Annotated in this window: 17 protein-coding genes; 4 read left to right on the top strand and 13 right to left on the bottom strand. The window is 46.8% G+C overall.

Annotation, left to right across the window (positions count from 1 at the left end; genetic code table 11):
• Positions 1-504: 504 nt before the first annotated feature.
• From QFZ77_RS00735 to QFZ77_RS00760, 6 genes are all read right to left on the bottom strand, one after another.
• On the bottom strand, positions 505-699 hold the full coding sequence (locus QFZ77_RS00735; RefSeq protein ID WP_307434673.1) for a hypothetical protein: 195 nt from the start codon (positions 697-699) through the stop codon (positions 505-507).
• 74 nt (positions 700-773) lie between these two features.
• The gene (locus QFZ77_RS00740) at positions 774-1646 is read right to left on the bottom strand and encodes a carbohydrate ABC transporter permease (protein ID WP_307434676.1); all 873 of its coding nucleotides are present in this window, start codon (positions 1644-1646) and stop codon (positions 774-776) included.
• A gap of 28 nt (positions 1647-1674) precedes the next feature.
• A complete protein-coding gene (locus QFZ77_RS00745; RefSeq protein ID WP_307434679.1) occupies positions 1675-2550 on the bottom strand; it encodes a carbohydrate ABC transporter permease in 876 nt (291 codons plus the stop codon).
• A gap of 73 nt (positions 2551-2623) precedes the next feature.
• Complete coding sequence (locus tag QFZ77_RS00750; RefSeq protein ID WP_307434683.1) at positions 2624-3970, bottom strand: extracellular solute-binding protein; 1347 nt, start codon at positions 3968-3970, stop codon at positions 2624-2626.
• A 123-nt stretch (positions 3971-4093) separates the two neighbouring features.
• Positions 4094-5653 (bottom strand): response regulator, encoded by a 1560-nt coding sequence (locus QFZ77_RS00755; RefSeq protein ID WP_307434686.1) that lies wholly within the window; start codon positions 5651-5653, stop codon positions 4094-4096.
• Positions 5650-7446 carry a sensor histidine kinase gene (locus QFZ77_RS00760; protein ID WP_307434690.1) on the bottom strand — a complete coding sequence of 599 codons (1797 nt, stop codon included), beginning with the start codon at positions 7444-7446 and terminating at the stop codon, positions 5650-5652. Before QFZ77_RS00760 ends, QFZ77_RS00755 begins: the two co-directional genes overlap by 4 nt.
• A gap of 163 nt (positions 7447-7609) precedes the next feature.
• Here QFZ77_RS00760 and QFZ77_RS00765 point away from each other — a divergent pair, with 163 nt between their 5' ends.
• Genes QFZ77_RS00765 through QFZ77_RS00775 form a run of 3 tightly spaced genes read left to right on the top strand, consistent with a single transcriptional unit; the run spans position 7610 to position 9902 of the window.
• Positions 7610-8269, top strand: coding sequence for a helix-turn-helix transcriptional regulator (locus QFZ77_RS00765; protein ID WP_307434693.1), 660 nt, complete (start codon positions 7610-7612; stop codon positions 8267-8269).
• The gene (locus tag QFZ77_RS00770) at positions 8266-9381 is read left to right on the top strand and encodes an alanine racemase (RefSeq protein ID WP_307434697.1); all 1116 of its coding nucleotides are present in this window, start codon (positions 8266-8268) and stop codon (positions 9379-9381) included. The genes QFZ77_RS00765 and QFZ77_RS00770 overlap by 4 nt, the downstream gene beginning before the upstream one ends.
• Positions 9382-9437: 56 nt before the next feature.
• On the top strand, positions 9438-9902 hold the full coding sequence (locus tag QFZ77_RS00775; RefSeq protein ID WP_307434699.1) for a RidA family protein: 465 nt from the start codon (positions 9438-9440) through the stop codon (positions 9900-9902).
• Between the two features lie 316 nt (positions 9903-10218).
• Here QFZ77_RS00775 and QFZ77_RS00780 read toward each other — a convergent pair whose 3' ends face one another.
• The 7 genes from QFZ77_RS00780 to QFZ77_RS00810 form a co-directional block, all read right to left on the bottom strand.
• Positions 10219-11949 carry a methyl-accepting chemotaxis protein gene (locus QFZ77_RS00780; protein ID WP_307434702.1) on the bottom strand — a complete coding sequence of 577 codons (1731 nt, stop codon included), beginning with the start codon at positions 11947-11949 and terminating at the stop codon, positions 10219-10221.
• A gap of 127 nt (positions 11950-12076) precedes the next feature.
• Complete coding sequence (gene mglC / locus QFZ77_RS00785) at positions 12077-13108, bottom strand: galactose/methyl galactoside ABC transporter permease MglC (protein ID WP_307434704.1); 1032 nt, start codon at positions 13106-13108, stop codon at positions 12077-12079.
• An 18-nt stretch (positions 13109-13126) separates the two neighbouring features.
• A complete protein-coding gene (locus QFZ77_RS00790) occupies positions 13127-14644 on the bottom strand; it encodes a sugar ABC transporter ATP-binding protein (RefSeq protein ID WP_307434708.1) in 1518 nt (505 codons plus the stop codon).
• A 144-nt stretch (positions 14645-14788) separates the two neighbouring features.
• Positions 14789-15862: a galactose ABC transporter substrate-binding protein gene (locus tag QFZ77_RS00795; protein WP_307434711.1), complete on the bottom strand. Its 1074-nt coding sequence runs from the start codon at positions 15860-15862 to the stop codon at positions 14789-14791.
• A gap of 110 nt (positions 15863-15972) precedes the next feature.
• Positions 15973-16953 (bottom strand): substrate-binding domain-containing protein, encoded by a 981-nt coding sequence (locus QFZ77_RS00800; protein WP_307434714.1) that lies wholly within the window; start codon positions 16951-16953, stop codon positions 15973-15975.
• Between the two features lie 12 nt (positions 16954-16965).
• The gene (locus QFZ77_RS00805) at positions 16966-18693 is read right to left on the bottom strand and encodes a cache domain-containing sensor histidine kinase (protein ID WP_307449148.1); all 1728 of its coding nucleotides are present in this window, start codon (positions 18691-18693) and stop codon (positions 16966-16968) included.
• Positions 18694-18774: 81 nt separating this feature from the next.
• Positions 18775-20433 carry a response regulator gene (locus QFZ77_RS00810; protein ID WP_307434718.1) on the bottom strand — a complete coding sequence of 553 codons (1659 nt, stop codon included), beginning with the start codon at positions 20431-20433 and terminating at the stop codon, positions 18775-18777.
• A 250-nt stretch (positions 20434-20683) separates the two neighbouring features.
• Between QFZ77_RS00810 and QFZ77_RS00815 the strand changes: the two genes are divergently transcribed.
• Complete coding sequence (locus QFZ77_RS00815; protein WP_307434721.1) at positions 20684-21640, top strand: AAA family ATPase; 957 nt, start codon at positions 20684-20686, stop codon at positions 21638-21640.

Here is a 21640-nt window from a genome sequence, read left to right on the forward strand (position 1 = left end):
GCACGTTATTACACGTTTTCCGCGTGAATGTTGCAAAAAATACAACAATTCATGCCAAAAAATAGCTTTTTATCACGAAAAAGGATAAATTGTTGCACGTTATGCAACATCTTCTGCTTACCCTAGGAGAACTCAAGTAAATTCTTGTTGTACGAAGTACAACTTGCCTCCTTATTTCCCTACCTGTTTACTCTAAGCTTGTGCTACTTGACTACTAATAACCATTTATATAAGTTTTCACTTTCTACCAAGCTCTCTAATCGGGTTACTAATGGGTTTGCTCCGCTACCATCGAAAATAATATAAACAGGATACTCCACATCGATGCCGTTCTCAATCAGAGTAATGGTTGCCTTTCCAGTTATCCAACTATCATCCGAGTTCACTTAGAATACAAAAAGAGAAATAATTACAATCTTTTTTTCATTAGTATCCTCCAGTATTATTTTTATAAATTTCATAAGAAAACTAGATCGTCTTATTATAGACTCTTTTTTGCATCCTCTAGTTTCCAGAAAGGACCAAATTGCACATGGCCATTACCGCTACTTCTACAGAAAACACTTCATTTTCCTTATTTGCCTTACCGGAAATTTGAATAAAACCTTTGAAATCAAATGCAGCAATTTGTTGTACTTTTGCGATTGATTGTTGATCAAAACTTGAGGGATTGTCATAAACACAAAGAAAAATCGCCACCCTTAGGATCTTTTCGGAGTCCAAGGATGGCGATTTTATTAATTCGCACCATTAATTATTTGTTTTAAAACTCGTTATCCTTTGACTGCACCAGCCGTCATTCCCTTCATAATCTGCTCTTGGAACAATAAGAACACGATAATGGTTGGCAGTACGGCAATGGCAAGTGCAGCCATCGTCAATTCGTAATCGGTCATATACCCCGTAGCAAAAGCAGATAAACTCAGCGGAACTGTCTTAAGCGCAGGCTTGCTAATAAAGACTAGTGCGAACGCAAAATCATTCCAAAATCGTAAAAATCCTAAGATCGCTACCGTAGAGAGAGCTGGCAAGCTAAGCGGAAGCATCATCCGAAAGAAAATGCCCCAATAGCCCGTGCCGTCGATTAACGCCGCTTCTTCAATTTCTTTGGGAATCGTAATTAAATAAGCCGCAATGACGAAGATGGCTAATGGCAGTTCAAAGGCCACATAAGGTAAAATGAGTGCACCGTACGTGTTCAGAAGGCCGATTTTTTTCATAATAATAAAAAGTGGTACGAGTGTGCTATGGATCGGAATGAGCATTCCGAGTAGGAATAAGCCCATTAAAAATGGCTTTAATTTAAATTCAAACCGTGATAAAACAAAGGCTGCCAGTGCTCCAATAACTAAGGTCAGCACGAGCGAGGCCACTGTCACTACGGTAGAGTTCCAGAGCGAGAGACCCATACCCGATACTTTCCATGCTCGAACGATATTGTCCCATTTCCAAACCGTCGGCAGTAAAAAGGGCCGCGAATGAAATTCCTCATTGGACTTTAAAGCACTCATAAATAACCAAATCAACGGGTACAGCGTGACAAGTGCATACAGGGTCAAACAGATGTTGATGACAACGCGCGCCCACCCTCTTCGCTTCTTACCTCCAGCGGGAAAACCCGTCTGCATCGATACAACCTGCTCCATAGATGTCCCTCCTGAGAGAAATTATTTCCTAACGATAGTCTCGTTTCATGAGATATTGGCTGCCAACGATTAAGAACAAACTAAGAATAATAATTGCCGTAGAAATGGCACTGCCAAAACCGAAACGATACACATTGAATGTGCTGTTGTACATATAAGAAGCAAGCAGTTCCGTGGAGTGTGCCGGTCCACCGCCCGTCATGACATAGATGAGATCGAACGCCTTCAAGCTTCCGGATATGCATAGCACGACGGCTACCTTGACTGTATCCCATATCATAGGCAGTGTGACTGCAAACAACTTGCGAACCGGACCCACGCCGTCCAGCTGAGCAGCATCTTCAATCTCCGGTGAAATATTCTGTAGAGCGGCAATAAACATAATCATGTAGGGACCAATATAATTCCAGATGATCGGCACCATGAGCGCGAACATCGATACTTTCGGATCGGAGAGCCAAGATTTCTTCCAGCTTTCAAGCCCGATTCCCTCAAGTAAGAAGTTGAGAATACCGATTTGCGGGTGATAAATGTATCCCCAGATGATCCCGACAACAACCGAAGACAGCACCATGGGCATAAAGACAGAGGCTCGAATGACACGTTGAAATAGCGTACTGCGCATGAGGAGAAGCGCTAATACCATAGCAATCGGTACCTGACCGAAAACGGAAGCTGCAACGATAAGCATGTTATTTTTAAAAGCTTTCCAGAAGATTGGATCTTGGATCACTTCTGCGTAGTTGTCAAACCCGATAAATTTGGCTGCCCCGATACCTTTCCAGTCGAAAAAGCCGTAGTATGCCGACCAGAAAATCGGTACAATGACAAAAAACAGATAGAGTACTAAGGCCGGAAGCAGCCCTATGGTAATGAATCCTCTTATTCTAGCGGATACGGTCATAACTTCCCTCCTTGCTATCTTTTTTTGAAAAAAGGCTCCAGCCGGGCTTTGGCTGGAGTCCTGTGGCCGTACTTTATTTGCCGACGGCTTTCGCTTGCGCGTCTTGAATTTTTTTGGCAATATCCTCAGGCTTGCCGCCCATAAGTAGCTCTTGAAGACCATTGTTCACGACATCGGCACTAGCGGAGCTAAGCTTGCCATCGTAAACTGGCGTTTTCTTGACCGTGTTCATCATTTTGTACACTTCTGCAAACAAGGAAGATACTTTGGTTGTATCCAAATCTACTTTGTAGCTAACGAGCTGGTTGCTTTCCAAAATGGCTTTCTGTGCTTCTGGGCCAGACAAGGCATAGATCAGTTCGTAGGCTGCGGCTTTCTGAGCGCCGGTAACTTTCTTACTCATTCCAAGACCTGTTCCCACTACGCCTGAAAGAGAGCTCGGATCACCTTTGCCGTTAGGCACGGATGGCAGAACGGTAACAGCCATGTTAGCTAATGCTTCTTTGGACGTATTCGACGCTAAGTTCGGTAATGCCCAACCACCATCGATCATCATGGCCGCTTTACCTTGAGCGAACATTTGTTCCATTTGTGTGTTATCAATGCTGTTGAAGCCTTCTTGGAAAGCCCCAGCCTTACCAAGCTGTTGAAGATACATCAAGGCTTGTACGAATTCTGGATCCGTAAATTTGGCGCCATTCTGATCCACTGCTTTCAGGAACCATTCCGTACCTGTCACACGGTCTGCAAGTGAGCTGAGAATGCTGGACTGCGCAACCCATGCTGCTTTGTTACCAAGTGCGATTGGTGTAACATTATTCTTTTTGAACGTATCCACCAGCTTCATGAGATCGTCCCATGTCTTAGGCGGCTGTACATTATATTTGTTAAAGATTTCTTTGTTGTAGTAAAGGATCGAAGTAGGAGATAGAGCCATCGGTGCGCTGTAAGTTTTGCCTGAGATGGTGAAATCATCAAACGACCCTGGCATAAAACCATTCTTCCATTCCGCTTTGCTGTCCAGCAGCTCATTAATCGGCTGAATCAAGTCACCACCGACGAATTCCTTGGTCATGACACCTGGCCACATCACGAATAGATCTGGCATTTCATTAGCGGCTGCTACCGTTTTTAAACGTGGACGGTAACCATCGGGCGGGATTCCCTGTATATCTAACTCGACATTCGGGTGATCTTTCTTGAACTTCTCCATATATTCACGCATCGTTTTGGCGCGAAGATCTTCGCCTGTATAGTTGTGCCAAATCGATAATTTCACTTTCTCAGCTGGTTTGGCTGCATCTGTCGATTTGGGAGATGTGGTACCCGCAGCACCCTCTTTTGTTCCACTTGAACCACAACCGGCTAATAAAGCTAATGACATCGTTGCCGCCAGTGTAACGATCAATGACTTTTTCATTTGTTTGGACCTCCTAAAAGTTTTCGTAGATACATAAGCTCAAGCTCTCTCTATGAACTTTAGTATAGAGGACATATTCAGGAGGGGGTACGGGAGAAACTTCGGCGCAGAGGGGGACATTATTCAGTCTTTATTCCCTTGTCGAAATTCAGACGGCGTTCTTCCCGTATACTTTTTGAACTGCTGCGTAAAGTATTTGATATCTTCATAACCAACTCTTCTAGCAACATCACTGACTTTGGTCTGAGTACCCTGGAGGATATCCACGGCGCGCTTCATCCGTTCCTGAGTGACGAATTCGATATACGTACAGCCTGTCTCCCGCTTGAACACCTCGCTAAAATGATTGGGATTCACATGCACGAATCCAGCCACCTGCTGCAGCGAAATCGGCTGATGCAGATTGTCCCGGATATAGGCAATAGACTTGTGAATATAAGCGTAGCGATTCTGATCCAAGCCTTGATGAAAACGCGTCATCACGGCAGAAAGCACCTTAAAGACTTCATCTTCGGGACGCCCTTCCCCCTCATAGGTAGGCAGTGTGCTAAGAGGAACAGTCCCCTCTTGAGAAGAACTGGCCCGTTCAAGCCATCGATGACCCGCTATGATCATCGACTGCAAATAGCCCTGCACCGTAAGCGGCGTCGCTGCTGCATCTTCCAGCAGAGCTCGCACCTTCTGGTTCACCCAGTGTCTCAGCTCTGTGGCATTGCCGCTCATCAAGATCGCCGTAAGCTCCGCTTCCTCTTTCTCCGTGCAAACCGTACGACCACCGCTGCGCTCCCTGATATTTTCAACCGTAAACAGTCCTTGTGCACCGAGCAGCCCTTGGTAAGCAAAAACTTCTTTCGCCGCACGATAAGATTCCCGAAGGCCTTCGTAATCCTGCGTTACGGTTCCAAGCGCTGCAAAAGCCGAGCATTTGAGCGTTTCGGTAACGCGCTTAAGCGCCTTTGTGAGCCCAGCTGGATCGGTCATCCCGACTTCGTGACGCACTACAAGCAACAAATGGTCCTTCTTCATGAGCGTAACACACGGGAGCAGCTCGAAGAGGATATTCTCTGCGGCTCCTTGCAGAAGCTCCAAGATAGGCGTTTCCCCCCAACCGGACACAGAGATAAGGAGAACTTGCATCGCTGCAGATTCACCTGACTCCGGGTGAACAACTATACCATTCTTGCTAAACCATACTTGCAGCTGCTCTTGAGCTTCGCTATCATCGTTCAAGCCTCGACCCAGCACCCGTTCCAACAACTGATTGCGCAGTGCAGCCTGTTGAAGATTATCCTGTTTGATCGACTCCCATTTATCCATAATGTTCTGCTTCGCTTTCAGCGCAGCTTTAATAATCTCTTCTGGACGACTGGTCTTCAGCAAGTAATCAGTCACACCTTCGCGCAGTGCCTGCTGGGCATAACTGAAGTCATCGTAACCTGTAAGGATAACGATCTCCGTATCCGGCAGCATCGCTTTCACCTCGCGTGCAAGCTCGATTCCATCCATACCTGACATACCAATATCGGTCAGCACAATATGCGGCTTCTCTTCAGGAATGCGCTCTAATGCCTCTTCAGCAGAAGCGGCGGCCGGAAGAAGTTCTAGACCAAGCTCCTTCCAATCAATGACGGTACAAAGACCTGTTCGTATAATAACCTCATCGTCTACAATCAAGATTCTCATGTCGCTAGTTCTCCCGTCCCAAGAGGAATTGAAAATGAAATGCTCGTCCCCACACCCTGCATACTCTCAACAATAAGCCCAGATTCTGCTCCATAATGCAATAACAATCTTCGGTGAACATTGATGAGTCCGTAGCTAGTAACAGCTATCTTCGTTTCTTTAGCGACTTCGCTTAGCATACCTAGTTGACGATTGGCCAAAGCGAGCTGATCTTGAATCTCACGAAGCTTCGTCTCATCCATGCCTATTCCGGTATCTTCAACAACGAATTTCATTTGACTAGCCTGCCGTTCTCCGTGCACATAGACGTGACCCTTCGCTTTTTTCTTCTGGATACCATGAATAAGACTGTTCTCAATCAGAGGCTGTAGAAGCAGCTTCAGCATTGAGGTTTGCACCATCGCGGGATCGATAAAAAATTCAATCTCAAACTGGTCTGGAAAGCGAATAGCTTGTATATAGGCATAATTCTGTGCATGAGAAATTTCCTGCTGAACGGCACAAAACTCCTCGCCCTTATTCAAACTAAATCTTAAGAAATCACTGAGCGCGCCCACCATTTCAGCAATTTGACGATCCTTATTCATCAAGGCAATCCAATGTATCGAGGATAGAGTATTATACAAAAAGTGCGGATTGATCTGCGCCTGCAGAGCCATAATATCCGCTTCCTTTTTCATCGCCTCGTTCAGCTGCACTTGATCCTTCAGTCTACCTATCCGTTCACTCAGCTTATTATAACTGTGGACCAGTAGTCCGACTTCATCGACGCTTTTCACCTCATAAGTAGGAATCGTCTCGTCTGGATTCAGATCCTTCAAATATTTGGTCAGCTTCATCAAAGGCTTCGTTACCCATTGCAAGAAGTAGAGTACCATCCCCATAGCGAGCAGCAGGGCAATTACGATCGTAACAGCTGTCACTGTGAGTACGTAACCATTTTGCTTTTGATAGATCTGTGTAGGGATGAAACCAATTAATTTCCAACCTAATCGAGGAATAGGATTATACAAAACCGTATGCGGTTGTTCCCCTATTCTTACGTTCAGCACACTGCTTGCAGCCGCTAGATCCCCCATTTTCGGAAAAACTTCTCCGACGGTTCGTGCTAACCAACTCGGATCGCCACCCGAAATGATCTGATCATATTGATCTAACAAAAGAACGAATCCACTGCTTTCCCAGCCTGCACCTGTCAAATAACGCTCGATCTCTGCCTGATCGAGCGAAACGGTAAGCGTACCTAACGTCTTGAAAGTACTGACATCACGAATGGGTCTGACTAGTGAAATGACCTTCTTCGGTCCGTCCGATGTTTGAATTTCATACAGCGGAGACCACCATTTTGAAGCTGGCCTGTAAACGGATTCATATTGCTGTGAGAGAGGAAATAATCCCGAGTTGGTTATGGTCGTTGTAGAAAGAGCAGGGTTGCCGTTCTTCGGTGTAATTGTAATGTTGGAGATGTATTTTTTGGAATATGATAAATTCCATAGGGTGCCCACGATAAGTGAATAGCTGTTGACGTCCCCTTCTTCGTTATCGAGATACGTTTGAATATCCTTTTGCCCGATCAGAAACACCGACATATTCTCAACGTCTTGAATAACAAAATCAAGCTTATCTGACATTTGCTTCAGTGTGTTCATCCCCGCCTGCTTCGCCTTATCCTCCGTCACCGATGTTGCGATGCTATAGGACACGATCCCCATGGAAAGCAACGGTAATACAACTGCGAATAAAATAAGCAAAGACAGTTTACGTTTCAGGGATTTGGCAAACCAGCGTCTCATGGGTGATCCCTCCTTCGGTCTTACAGTGATCTTTTTTACATAGTACCATGAGCATCGGCAGAAAATCATACTTTTTTTTAGTTCAACAAACTTTTTGTTTGACATTAAATATGTTTGTGTTACCATTTTTCTCAGAATAACCTTACAAGGGGAGATGACAGACATGGAATCAATTCAAGATGAATTCGGGTTTTTGACTGAACTTGTGACAGGACTTGCCGCTCAATTCGGAGACAACTGTGAAGTCGTGCTGCATGACTTGACAGGTCCTTACGACAGCTCCATCGTCGCGATTGCGAATGGTCACATCACAGGACGTAAAGTCGGAGATCCCGGAACGAATCTGGGTCTGGAGCTGCTGCGGGGAAATCATGTAAACGATAACAAGTTTAACTACTTAACACAAACCAAAGATGGTCGCATTCTGCGCTCCAGTTCGATGTATATGAAAAATAAAGCAGGTACTATCATTGGCTCGCTGTGTATTAATTACGATATTACTGAGCTGATGATCGCGGAGAAAACGCTGCAGACGCTTATACGTCCTGGGGAACAAACAGAAGTAAAGGAATCGTTCGTTACAAGTGTAAGCGATCTGCTCGATGCCCTTATTCAAGAAGCACAAGAGCAAGTTGGCAAACCCGTGGCGGTCATGACCAAGGAAGATAAAATGCGCATGATTCAACTTCTGGATGCGAAAGGTGCTTTTCTTATTAAAAAAGGTGGCGAGAAGATTTGTACCTATTTGAATATCTCAAAGTATACCCTTTATAGCCACTTAGAAGAAGGCAAAAGTGCCGTGAAAGAGAGTGTGGAAGGATGATGAAAACGTTGGAGAATTTGGAGACACCTTCCCTGCTTATTGACACAGAACGCATGGATCGAAATATTCAAGCAATGGCTGATGTCATCAGCAAACATCATGTGAAGCTGCGTCCGCATGCGAAAACGCATAAGCTCCCTTCCGTCGCACTCCAACAAATTAAGGCTGGCGCTGTCGGAATCACGGTAGCAAAAGTGTCCGAAGCTGAGGTTATGGCGGCGGGTGGCGTTAACAATATTTTCATCGCTTACCCACTTGTAACCGCAAGCAAGATTGAAAGAGCGATTCGCTTAAGCGAGCAAATCGAGCTGATCGTCGGCGTCGATAGCTTAGCAGGCGCTCAACAATTAGAGCAGTGCGCTAGCCGACTTGGCCACTCGCTGCAAGTCCGGCTAGAAATCGATACCGGCTTTCGCAGAACCGGCGTACTCTACGAGCAGGCCTCAGCGCTCGCCGCGGAGATCGCCCGCATGCCGCATTTGCGGCTGACCGGCATCTACACGTTTCGCGGCTCCCTGCTTGCAGGCAAGCCAACTCTCGACGTGGCTGCAGCCGGTCAAGAAGAAGGCACCCTGATGGCGCAGCTGGCCGAGCGTCTTAGAGCGCAGGGCATCGCTATCACGGACGTTAGCGTCGGATCCACACCGACGGCCGCTTCCGCCGCTGCGGTAGAAGGCGTGACGGAGGTCCGCCCAGGCACCTACGTGTACTACGATCGGATGCAAGCCCGCTTAGGCCTTTGCGGCATCGAAGACTGCGCAGGCAGCGTACTCGTCACCGTCGTTAGCCGCCCGTCGGCGGATCTCGCGATCATCGATGGCGGCAGCAAAACATTCGCTACCGATGTGCAGCCGGGCACAGACCCGCTTCAGCTGCGGGGGTTCGGCCACATCATGAACCTAGAGGATGCGCTTCTCATTCGCTTATCAGAAGAGCATGGCATGCTTGATCTTGGGCCTCTCGCCCAGGCGACCAACATACAGGTAGGCGACAAGCTGCGTATTATTCCTAATCACATTTGCAGCACCGTCAACCTGCATAATCAGGTTTTTATGCAGCGCGGTGATGCGTATGAGCCGCTTCCGGTGCTTGCACGAGGTATGTTGGAGTAAGCAATCAGGCAGCATTACTGCCGATTTAATCACCATTCGACTTGGAGGTCAACATTATGTCTCAAATTGAACAACGTCTACAAGACCTAGGTATCACGCTTCCCGCATCCCCGGAACCGCGATTCACTTATATTCCTTGCAATCAAACAGGGAATCTCATTTATTTATCCGGTCAGGATTGCCGTATTAACGGTGAACTTATGTACGAAGGCAAACTTGGCCGCGAAGTAACGATCGAGCAAGGTCAAGCAGCAGCCCGTCAAACCATTATCAATTGCTTAGCGGTTATGAAGGGCTATCTTGGAGACTTGGATCGTGTTGTCAAAATCGTGAAAATGCTCGGTTTCGTCAATAGCGCTCCGGGCTTTGGTGATCAGCCCTATGTCATCAACGGCGCTTCTGACTTGTTAGTGGCTGTGTTCGGCGAGCAAGGCAAACATGCTCGTTCAGCGATTGGTACGAGTGATCTGCCTTTTCACACACCGGTGGAAATTGAACTTATCGTAGAAGTGCGTGATTAAGCACTATAATAAAAAGAACCTGGCCGATGGCCAGGTTCTTTTCTGCCTACGTTTGAGTATAGGGAACGAACTTCTCTTTGCTATCACTCACTCGAATAGATACCAATCCTCCATCTTCTCGTATGTAAAGATGAAATATATAGTTACAGACACGATTCCACATCCCCTCGCATCTATAACGATGAAAAATATCTTTACAGCTTGTGCAACGGAATCTTCTCGAAACCACACCCCATTCTCACGAGCTAAGAGGAACGAGGATTCGTTATTTCGCCGTTTCACGTCCTAAGAGCCTTATTGGAGTCAGCTATACTCCTCACACGCGGAATCTTCCGATTAAGGTCTGCAAATCAGCCGCCATGCTGTTCAGTACTGTCGCCGAGGAGACGATCTCCTCCATGCTTGCGTACTGACCCTCGATGTTGGAAGAAACATTTCTTGCTCCCGCAGCGGTCTGTCCGGCTACTTCATCAATCGCGCGAATCACATCCACGGCTGCGCGTGTTTTCTCGGAAATAGCGGCCGAACTTCCTGCCACTTCCTCGATCTGCCTCGCAACTTCGTCCATCGCATCGCGAATACGTTTGAAGGTATCTCGCGCTACGCCGACCACCTCAAGTCCCGTCTGCACCTCTCGGCTCCCAGCCTCGGTGGAACTGACAACCTCTCTTGTTTCATCCTGAATACTGGAAACAAGATGAGCGACTTCTTCCGCCGCTGCTCCCGTCTGCATAGATAACTTGCGGACCTCGTCGGCGACGACCGCAAAGCCTTTACCAGCGGCTCCGGCGCGTGCCGCTTCAATGGAGGCATTGAGCGCGAGCATGTTCGTCTGCCGCGCAATACCTGCAATCATCGCGTTCGCATGGACGATTTGTTCAGACCGTTGACCGAGCCTCTGTACCGATTCAGCAAGTTCCTTCATCTTTTGATAGATAGCATTCATCTGCTTTATCGCTGTCTCGACAGCCGCATTGCCCTCCCCAGCCTCTTGCTGTGCGAGGAAAGACTGATGATTAGCCGACTGCGTGACGCTTGCAATCTGAATGACGGCTGCTGACATTTCCTCCATGATAGAGACTCCCAAGTGCACACTGCGTACTTGTGCATCCGTACCCATCGAAATGTCCTGGACGGTGTATGTAATTCGTTCCGAAGACTCGCTAACTTGCTCAGAATTGCTGCTGAGCGCTTCCGATGCAGCAGCGACGTGCTGGGCACTGCTGCCTACCTGACTAATTAAGCGATGAAGATTGGCTTTCATTTGATTAAAAGCGGTAGCCAAATGTCGTAATTCATCCCTATTCTTCACGTTAATGTCATCAACCGTTAAATCGCATGCTGCGATTCGTTCGGCTGCTTGTACCATAGAACGTATGGGATTAACAATCATGCGGGACAGCAAGAGGCCGATGGCCAAGGCGAAAAGAAAGGCTGCTACACTGACCCAGATCAACGTTTGAACGGTCGATACAACCACATCATGATTGCGGGCAGAAGCTTCCTCCTGGACGTTCCTTTCCAACTCTTCAATCTTCGCGGCAGCCTGTGTCAATGTTTCCGTTGTCGGAATAGCCCACTGCATCGCTTCCGCTTTGGCTAGAGCAACATTCCCTTTGTCGGCGTATTCCGTCACTTTCTTCACTAGACGAGCAAATGTCATGTTCGAGTCTGCCATGGATTGGATAGCACTTTGCTCGTCCTCGTTCTTCGAAACCTCTCCCATCTGTGTAATGATCGAAGAAAGTGTTCCGTTCATTTCCGTCAAAAGCTTCTCTTTGTCCTTCGTTGGGTCTAAAACGTATCCGAACAGCATACTGTTCTGTATTTGCGTTTTCTCTTTAATCTCAGAAACATTTCGAAGAATAGTGACATTATCATTCAGGAGCTTGGAATAGGAGCTATCCACTTTATTCAAGTATGTATACGACATGCCGCTGGTTACTGCAACGAGTAAAGATACAATAATAAATGTGCCTACAATCTTACTTCTCAAAGAAACTGAAAATAGTCTCTTTCTCCAGCTAGTCGAATTATGATTTGCCATGAGTATGCCCTCCTAAAACGTCAGTAATCGCTTTCATTTCATACAGGATAACAGGCTGTCGTTAAATTGCGACAGCCTGTTTCACTTTATTACCTATAACCAAATGGAGCGTCATGGTGTTTAATTATTATTTCGAATTCATGTATTTACGCATATCGAAGGCAACAGCCGCTACGATAATCACACCTTTAATAATCAACTGCCAGTAAGGACTAATTCCGATAAACGTCAAACCATAGTTGATAACGCTGAAAATTAATACCCCTGCAAGAACACCAGGTACAGTCCCGATACCACCGGAAGTGGATACACCGCCGACGACGCAAGCTGCGATCGCATCTAGCTCGTACATATTCCCGTAGTTATTCGTTGCGCCACCTGTTCTTGCTGCTTCCAACACCCCTGCTAGACCATATAAAGCGCCAGCAATCGCGTAAATGTAGATGAGGTAACGGTTTACGTTAATACCTGAAACGACTGCCGCGTGAATGTTGCCGCCGATGGCGTACATATATTTCCCCAGCTTCGTTTTGTTGAACACAATCCAAACGATGATAGATACGACAATGGCAATAATGACAATGTAAGGAATGGAATAAGTAGAACCGGTTCCGATCGCGCCTGTCCCCAGCTGACTGAAATCTGGTCTCAATCCGCCAATTGGCTGTGACTGATTCGGTTTCATATCAAAGTACAAGGAGTTAGCTCCGTAGACAGCTACCATCGTACCCAAAGTTGCGATGAACGGTGGAACCTTGAATTTTGCAACAATGATCCCATTGATCAGACCTACCAATAGACCGGCTGCAATCGCAAGAAGGATCGGTACGATCAATGGCAGCTCTGGCAAATTCGGGAAAAATCTTCTTCCATACTCCTGCGTTTGCAGCATGGAAGCGGAGATAACGGCGGTCAAGCCGACGATACGTCCAGTCGAAAGGTCCGTTCCCCCTGTGATCAAGATGAATGCCGCACCCAAGGCGATAATGACGCGCGTGGATGACTGCAGTAAAATATCACGAAGGATATTTACGGATAAAAAGCGTGGATCATATATCGCGATACCGATAACTAACACGACTAACACGATGTAAATTGCATATTTGGTCACGAACCCACTAATGTCTCTGGATTTCAATGTTTCTGTCTTCGTACTCATGGTTCTTGGCCCCCTCCATTATGCCATATGCTGTGCAGCAAGGCGCATGATCTCTTCTTCAGTTGCTTTATTTCCTTCTACAATGCCTGTAAGGCGTCCTTCACACATGACCATGATTCGGTCTGACATCCCTAACAGTTCGGGCATTTCAGAAGAGATCATGATAATACTTTTCCCCTGCTTCGCAAGGTCAGCGATGATGGAGTAAATTTCGAATTTAGCACCTACGTCAATTCCCCGTGTCGGTTCATCAAGCAGAAGTACGTCCGGTTCTGTGAGCAGCCATCTGGCAAGCAGCACCTTTTGTTGGTTACCACCTGACAGGTTCTTGATCAGTGCGTGCATATTCGGCGTCTTCACCCGAAGCATTTCGATACTCCGTTCGACTTCTACTTTACGTTTAGCTTCGTTAATGAAGCCTAGTGGATTCATATATCGGCCCAAATTCGCAATCACGGTGTTCTCAAGAACGGATAATACGGGGAAAATACCCGTTACGCGACGCTCTTCCGTGAGCAAAGCGATTTTCTGCTTAATGGCATCAATCGGCGACTTGAGCTTCACTTGCTTGCCATGCATGGAAATGCTGCCGGAAGCAACTCCTCTCATCCCGAACAAAGCTTCAATCAACTCTGTCCGCTGAGCACCAACAAGACCGCCGACTCCAAGAATCTCTCCCTTACGTAGATCAAAGGATACATTCTTAAATGATCTTGGAATGACTGAAGTCAGTCCTTCGACTTTCATTAATACACCGTTCGGCACATTGCTGCGCTCAGGGAAACGCTCCTTCAGATCTCGTCCGACCATCTTCGAAATAATCATGTCGGTCGTTAACTCCGATGATGCCCACGTACCGATCTTGGTACCGTCGCGCATAATCGTCACTTCATCTGAAATTTCGAGAATTTCTTCCATTTTATGTGAAATATAGATGATCGAAACGCCACGACTTCTCAGGTCGCGAATGATGCGAAACAGCTGCTCAACTTCGTTACCCGTTAGTGAAGAAGTCGGCTCATCCATAACAATAACTTTCGAATTGAATGACACAGCCTTGGCAATTTCAATGGATTGTACCTTAGAAACAGATAACGTCCCTACCAGGGTATCCGGCTTAATATCCATCTGAAGCTGTTTGAACAAACTCTCTGTATCTTTACGCATCTTCTTGTGATCCACTAATTTCAAAGGTCCGATCCCTTTTAGCGGAAATCTGCCAAGCCAAATATTCTCCATTACGTTACGATGAGGAACCGGATGAAGCTCTTGATGGATCATAGAAATGCCGCTTGCTAAAGCATCTTTCGAACTTTGAATGGAAACGACTTCGCCATTCAATTTGATTTCTCCACCATCCGGCTTATAAATACCGAACAAGCATTTCATCAGCGTCGATTTGCCCGCACCGTTCTCTCCCATCAGCGCATGCACGCTTCCCGGGCGAACTTTGAGGGTAACGTTATCCAGCGCTTTGACGCCGGGGAATTCTTTGGAGATTTGATTCATTTCCAATAAATAGTCATGTACAGTCATGGTAACTCCCCCTACAGCTCACGATAATCCCCACAAAGTGAAGGCTTTCTTCGTTGTCTCTTTACCTTTGCATGGGTTCCCAAATAAGGAAGGCAAGAGCGCCCGCGTATGATACATCGCTGCTCTTGCCCGCTTCTATTCGGATTACTTCGCTTCGTTCATGTTAGCTTTTGTAATCTTTTTGTAGGAAATCCATACATATTTACCGTCTGTTACATCGTAGCCAGTTGTTTCTTTGCTAGGTGTTTTGCCGTTAGCCAGTGCTGCTGCTACATTCGTTGTTGCTGCACCTTGGTTTTTCGCATCGTTCAGAACCGTTCCGAGCAATGTGCCATCGCTAAGCGCTTGAAGAGCAGGAGCTGTGGCATCTACGCCTACAACCGGTAAAAATTTATTATCTTTGAAATAGCCTTTTGCTTTCAAAGCTTCGATAGCGCCAAGAGCCATATCATCGTTGTTCGCAAGAACAGCTTCGATTTTGCTTTCGCTGGAAGCTAGGAATGCTGCCATTTTTTCTTGACCTTTAACGCGGTCCCACATAGCTGTATCTTCCGCTACTTTTTCTACACCCAGACCAGCGTCTGTGATCGCTTGGATGGAGAACTTCGTGCGAAGCTCAGCATCTTGATGTCCTGGCTCGCCTTTCAGCATAACGTATTGGATTTTACCGTCTTTGTTTTTATCCGCTTCTGGGTGAGCTTTGAAATAGTCAACCAGCAGTTGGCCTTCCATCGTACCGGATTGCTCTGCTTTAGCGCCTACGTAGTAAACTTTATCCCATTTCTTCATGTCGTCAGCAAGTGGCTCACGGTTCAAGAAAACAACTGGAACGTTTGCAGCTTTTGCTTTGTCGATGATAACGCCTGCCGCTGTACGGTCAACTGCATTAATCGCTAGAGCGTTTACTTTTTTCGTGATGAAAAGATCGACTTTATCATTTTGTGTTGGTTGTGAGTTCTGGCTATCAACGATTTCAACTGTTGCTTTATCTTTAGCAGCATCAGAGATCGCGGCACGAACACCAGACATGAATGTATCGTCAAATTTGTAGATAGCTACACCAATTGTTGGTTTTTTTGCTGTGTCTGCTGCTTTTGGAGTTGCTGCTGCACCTGTAGTTGCTGCTGGAGCTGGTGAAGGTGTTGCTGCTTTATTGCCACAGCCTGCCACGGTTGCAACCAATGCGCCTGCTACTGCAAGAGTAATCAATTTTTTCAAGGTAAGACCCTCCCTAAAAGGTGTGTTGTTTATTATTTACATTCCCTACTATACTGGATCAAAACACCAAAACAAATGCAATATCCTCATGTGTTCTATCAAAATTCTCATCACTTTATAAAAGGGAACAGCAGCTTCTGATTATCCGACCAGAACATATTACCCAGGTCAATGGCTTTAATCCCTGTATCCACGCGGCTGGGCACCTTCTTCCCATTCGAAGCTTCAACCGCGTTCTTTACACCCAAATACCCGATACTGAATGGGTTCTGAATGATCGTCGCTTGGATGACACCCTCTTGCAGCAGCTCCAGCTCTTCGGAGGTACTATCAAATGTGATGATTTTCACTTTGTCCTGCAGGTTCATACTCTGAATCGCATGCGCAACGCCAATGGACGAGATTTCATTCAGAGCAACAATCCCGTCTAATTGGGGATGCTTCTCCATCATGTTACGGGTTAGCTGCGCAGCAAGCTCATAGTCAGTCATACTGTAAACCTTATCAATCACCTTAACACCAGGATATTTGGATAATTCCTCCAAAAGACCTTGTTCCCGAAGCTCTGTATTGCGCTCTCCTTGCATAAAGCTAACAATAGCAATATCACCGCTTGTCCCAGCCAGCTTGATGAGCTGTTTGCCAGCCAATTGTCCAGCCTCATAATTATTAGCCCCGATGAAGCTCTTGGCTTTGCGTGTCTCCACTTCAGAGTCGATCGTGATGACAGGAATTCCTCGTATTGACGCATCATTCACAACCTCGGATAATTGCTTATAACTGTTAGGAGCCAACACAATGGCGTCCGGTCCACTGTTGATTGATTGCTCCATTAAAGCGATTTGCCCCTTCACATCCGCTTCATCGCCTGGTGCACGGAAATCCAGCGTAACATCAAACTCCTTCGCGGCCACCTCGGCGCCGATCTTCACCGTCTTCCAGTAATCTCCATTTTGACTTCGGAGTACAACCTCCAAATGTTTCTTCTGCTCGGTTGGTGTAGTCTCCGTTTGTTTGGAACAGGAGGACATGGAGATGACGGCTACCAGGACGGCAAATAGAAGCGGTCTTACTTTCATTGTTTTATCCATGGCTTCTCCTTCCTATTCATCTTCAAGAAATAAAGGAATCCAAATCTTGACGGTAGTTCCTTCTTCCAGCTCACTTTCAACCTTGACCCCATACTCCGAACCGAAATATAACTGGATGCGCTCATGCACATTTCGCAGCCCTACCCCAGACCCTTTTTCACTTTTCACATGACCGGTCAGGATGTTTTTGAGCGTTTCTTCCGACATTCCGACACCGTTATCCCGAATCTCGAATAGGATCTTCTCATTGATCTTGCTGACCGAAATGTGAATGAGGCCTTCGTCCACCATATATTCAATGCCATGATAAAGTGCATTTTCCACAAAAGGTTGTAAAATCAATTTCAACGTCTTGTAGGGCAGCACCTCATCATCCACCTGAATCTCGTAATCGAACTTATCTTTATACCGCATCTTCTGGATGATCAAATAATTCCGAATGTGCTCGATCTCTTCCCCGATGGTAATAATATTCTTACCTTTGCTCAGCGAAATCCTGAAAAACTTAGACAACGACGTGATGGTTTTGACGACGTCTTCATTCTTCCCATTACCCACCATGCGAACAACGGAATTGAGTGTATTGTACAAAAAATGCGGATTAATCTGAGACTGCAGTACCTCCAGCTCATTCTTCCGCTTCGTCTCCTGCTCATGGATACTTTGATCCATCAGCTCACGAACCCGCGAGACCATCAGATTGAATCTCCGCGAAAGCTGCTCCACTTCATCAGCGCCCCGAACATGAATATAGGTGTCAAAATGGCCCTTTTCGACCATTTCCATCGACTTCTTAAGTCGCTTAATAGGCTGCGAAATGCGCGCAGACATGAATGACGAGATCAACAAAATGAAAACAAGGACAATCACGAGAAGCCAAATCATGAACGTACTGATTTCCTTGCGTGTTGTAACCATTTCATCCATGTAAGAGACGCCAATAATTTTCCAACCGATGTTATTAACCGTCCTGACCACATTAAGCCGCGACTCACCATCGCTGACATCCATGTATTTTCCATACGAGAATTTGAGCGCTTGCTCCACATTTTCATACTTCAAACCAATATAAATAAGCTGCTGCTGCGGGTGATAGACAATGTTACCGGCAGAGTCGTCGATGATGTAAACATAGCCTTTTTTGCCAAGAGAAACCGTGCGGAACACGTCATCCAATGTCTTGAAATTAACATCAACGAGCAGCACAGCCTCCACCCATTTCCCATCCTTTTGAATGGAAACCCCTTTGCTCATGGAAACGACCCATTTGTATGGATCCTTGAACAGATTCTGTATATGCGGCAGGGAAAAAGTGAGATGGTTCGGATTATCCAGCGCAGACTTAAACCACGACTGCTCAAGAAGTCGCGTATTTTTGCGCATCTCGGTCGTGGGAATGCCGGTTACTAGTCCGCCATCTGCTGTAAAAAGATGAATGGAGACGATATCCTCGCGCGTACTCGCGATCGTTTCCAACTGCTCGAGCAGCTTGTCCGTTGGAATGCCATGGCTTTTGGCGATTTTTGCATCGACCACCTCGAAGGTATCCGCCATGCCTTTAATATAGTGTTCCAAGTTAAACTGTACCTGCTCGATCACCTGCTGCGTATTCAGAAAAGCACTCTCTTCTGCGGTTCTAGAAAATTTATTATAAAGCACCAGTGAGACGATCAACATAACGATCACCGTAATCAAAATAAACGACATCGTAATCGTAAATTGAATGCTTTTCACTCTCATCGTGTCCAGCAATACGTTATACAAAGCCTCGAATAGTGTTCTCACTTTACGTTTCAAGCTTTACCACCCACCCCTTTAACCCTAAAGCCCTTTGGAACTGTTATTTCGGTACTCTTTTGGGGAAACCCCGACATTTTTACGGAACGAAAAGCTGAAATAATTGGCATCGGCATAGCCAACCTTCTCCGCGATCTCCAGAGCCTTCATATCCGTTGAACGCAAGAGCTCTTTGGCCTCTTCCATACGAATATGGTTCAAATAGTTCACGAAGGTCATTTTCGTCTCTTTCTTGAAAATACTGCTGAAATACCCCGCGCTAATATGCAGGTGGCCGCACACTTTATTAATCGTGATATCACCTTCGTGATAGTGGCTCTTCGTATAATCCTTGGCCATTTCGACCAGATTTTTGTACGTATATTGACGATCCGTCGCGATATGATTCATCATGCTGGCACATAATTCGGCAAGCCAATGCTTGGCTTCTTCCAAGGATGTGAATTTATTTATCTCTGTAAAAGGAATAAAATGATCGCCAAATACCTCATCGACGTTAAGGTTCGAGTCCTTGGCCGCTTTCAGGATACAAGTCAATATTTCGAGTAAATAAATTTGGTAGTCCTTAACGGAAACACCGCCCTCTAACCCTTGAAAAAGCTCGTCCATCGTCTCCCGAATCTCCTGGCTCGTCCCGACCTTAATGCAGCGCGTCAAGGCATGCTCCTTCACATCATCAAAACGAATCTTCTCCACGTTCCGCTTCTCCACATCATCAATGTAGATCATGCGATTGTTGCCTAAGATAAGCCGGTAATCCAGCGCCAACACGGCATCTTCATACGAATAGCTAATCTTGGTTACATCTTTCATAACGGTTCCAATCCCAACTGTCAGCGTAAACTTCAAATATTTTTCTACGTTCTGCCGTACTTCTTCCAGCACCTTCATCGTTTCTTGAAGCGCAGCTCCTCTGTCTGTGCTCTCCCTCGCAGCTAGTACAACCACTTGATCGTTATGCATAAAAACAAGGCCAAGACGCCGTTTATCGGCAATCTCCTCGGTAATATTGAGCAGGGCAAAATATTTCAGCGCCTGATCCTCGGAATATTTCAAAGAAACGGACTTCGCCAACTCACTGCGATTCTCCAAATCCTCTTCATGAATGAGCACCCCATCGATGCTCAGGACTGCTACAACATAGCTATTCCCACTGAGCTCAATCCCATAGTTCGCGGCCTTCTCGTACACTTCATCGCGCGGGAGTTTCCGGTTCATCAGGGTCGCCAGGAAATTTTCCTTAAGCACAGGCATGCTCTTGCGGTAATGCTCCTTCAGCAGCTGGACATTTTCCCGATGGGACACTTCTTCCTGAATCTGCTCCTTCACCTTCAGCAAAGCATTGATCAGCTCTTGCGCGGAAAAAGGCTTCAGTACATATTCATCAATATGAAGCTTAATCGCCCTTTGGGCATATTCGAACTCATCATGCCCCGTAAGGATGATGAGCTTAATCGTTGGGAAGCGCTCACGGACCGCTTCTGCCAACTGAAGCCCATTCATGAACGGCATCTGAATATCCGTCACAACCACGTCCGGCTGCAGACGCTCAACCATTTCCAGCGCTTCCCTTCCATTCTCCGCCTTCTCTACAACTTCAAAGCCAATAGCTTCCCAATTTATCTCACGGACGACACCTTCCCGCACGTCCTCTTCGTCATCCACTAATAGCAGCTTGTACATGTCCGTCCTCCTAAAGCTGTTCGTATAAAAAGCTTACTTCGTAAGCGCTTCTCGTAAGCGTATTCTTAATAAACATCATTGTACTAACTGCCTATGGAATAAACAACTGGTTGATGCTCTCACTCAGGAAATAATGGTAAAAATCACCTTTCGTCTGTTAAAATTAAGTGAGATAAGACAATTGTCGTAAAACTGCTTACAAGACAGGAATTACAATAAAACTGCTCACACAAACAAGGAGGAGACCCCATTGGATTTCGCACAAATAGGACGAATCGCTTCACTTATTAAAGCAAACGTAGGTAAAGTCATTGTTGGCAAAGACGATACCGTCGAGCTTATGGTCATTGCCCTCATTGCTTCCGGGCATGTGCTGCTTGAGGATGTTCCCGGTACAGGGAAAACGCAGCTAGCCAAAGCGCTGGCCCGCTCCCTCGACGGCACTATGAAGCGCATCCAGTTCACACCCGACTTGCTTCCGTCAGATGTAAGCGGCATCAATTTCTTCAACCAGAAGCTGGGCGAATTCGAATTCCGCCCAGGGCCGTTATTCGCTCACATCGTGCTTGCCGATGAGATTAACCGCGCGACGCCGCGCACGCAGTCCAGCTTGCTGGAAAGCATGGAGGAACGCCAGGTGAGCATCGACGGTGAAACGCGCATGCTCGAAGCTCCGTTCCTCGTCATTGCCACGCAGAACCCTGTCGAGAATCAGGGGACATTTCCCCTCCCGGAAGCGCAGCTCGACCGCTTCCTGATGAAGCTCTCGCTGGGCTATCCGTCCGCAGCCGAACAGGTCCAGATCTTGAAGCGCTACCAGCAGCATGATCCACTAGATCAGCTGCTGCCGGTCGTAGGCCGTGCTGAGCTGCTCGAAGCTCAGCACTTGTTCAAGCAGGTGCGCGTCAGCGACGAGCTGCTGCAGTACATCGTGCAGCTCGCGGAGGCGACGCGCGCGCATGCGGATGCCGCGCTTGGCGTCAGCCCGCGCGGTGTTCGCGCCTTGATGAAGTCGGCGCAGGTCTACGCGGCGCTTCGCGGCCGCGACTACGTGCTGCCAGACGACATCAAAGCGCTGGTTAAGCCCGTCTGGGCGCATCGCATCCTGCTGCGCACGCGATCGCGCCAACAAGACCAGCAGGTGCATGCCCTGCTGGTCAGTATCCTTGCAGCTACCCCCGTTCCTACGGAAGTGAAGCTGGGGTAG

The sequence above is a fragment of the Paenibacillus sp. V4I3 genome (assembly GCF_030817215.1).
Taxonomy (GTDB): domain Bacteria; phylum Bacillota; class Bacilli; order Paenibacillales; family NBRC-103111; genus Paenibacillus_E.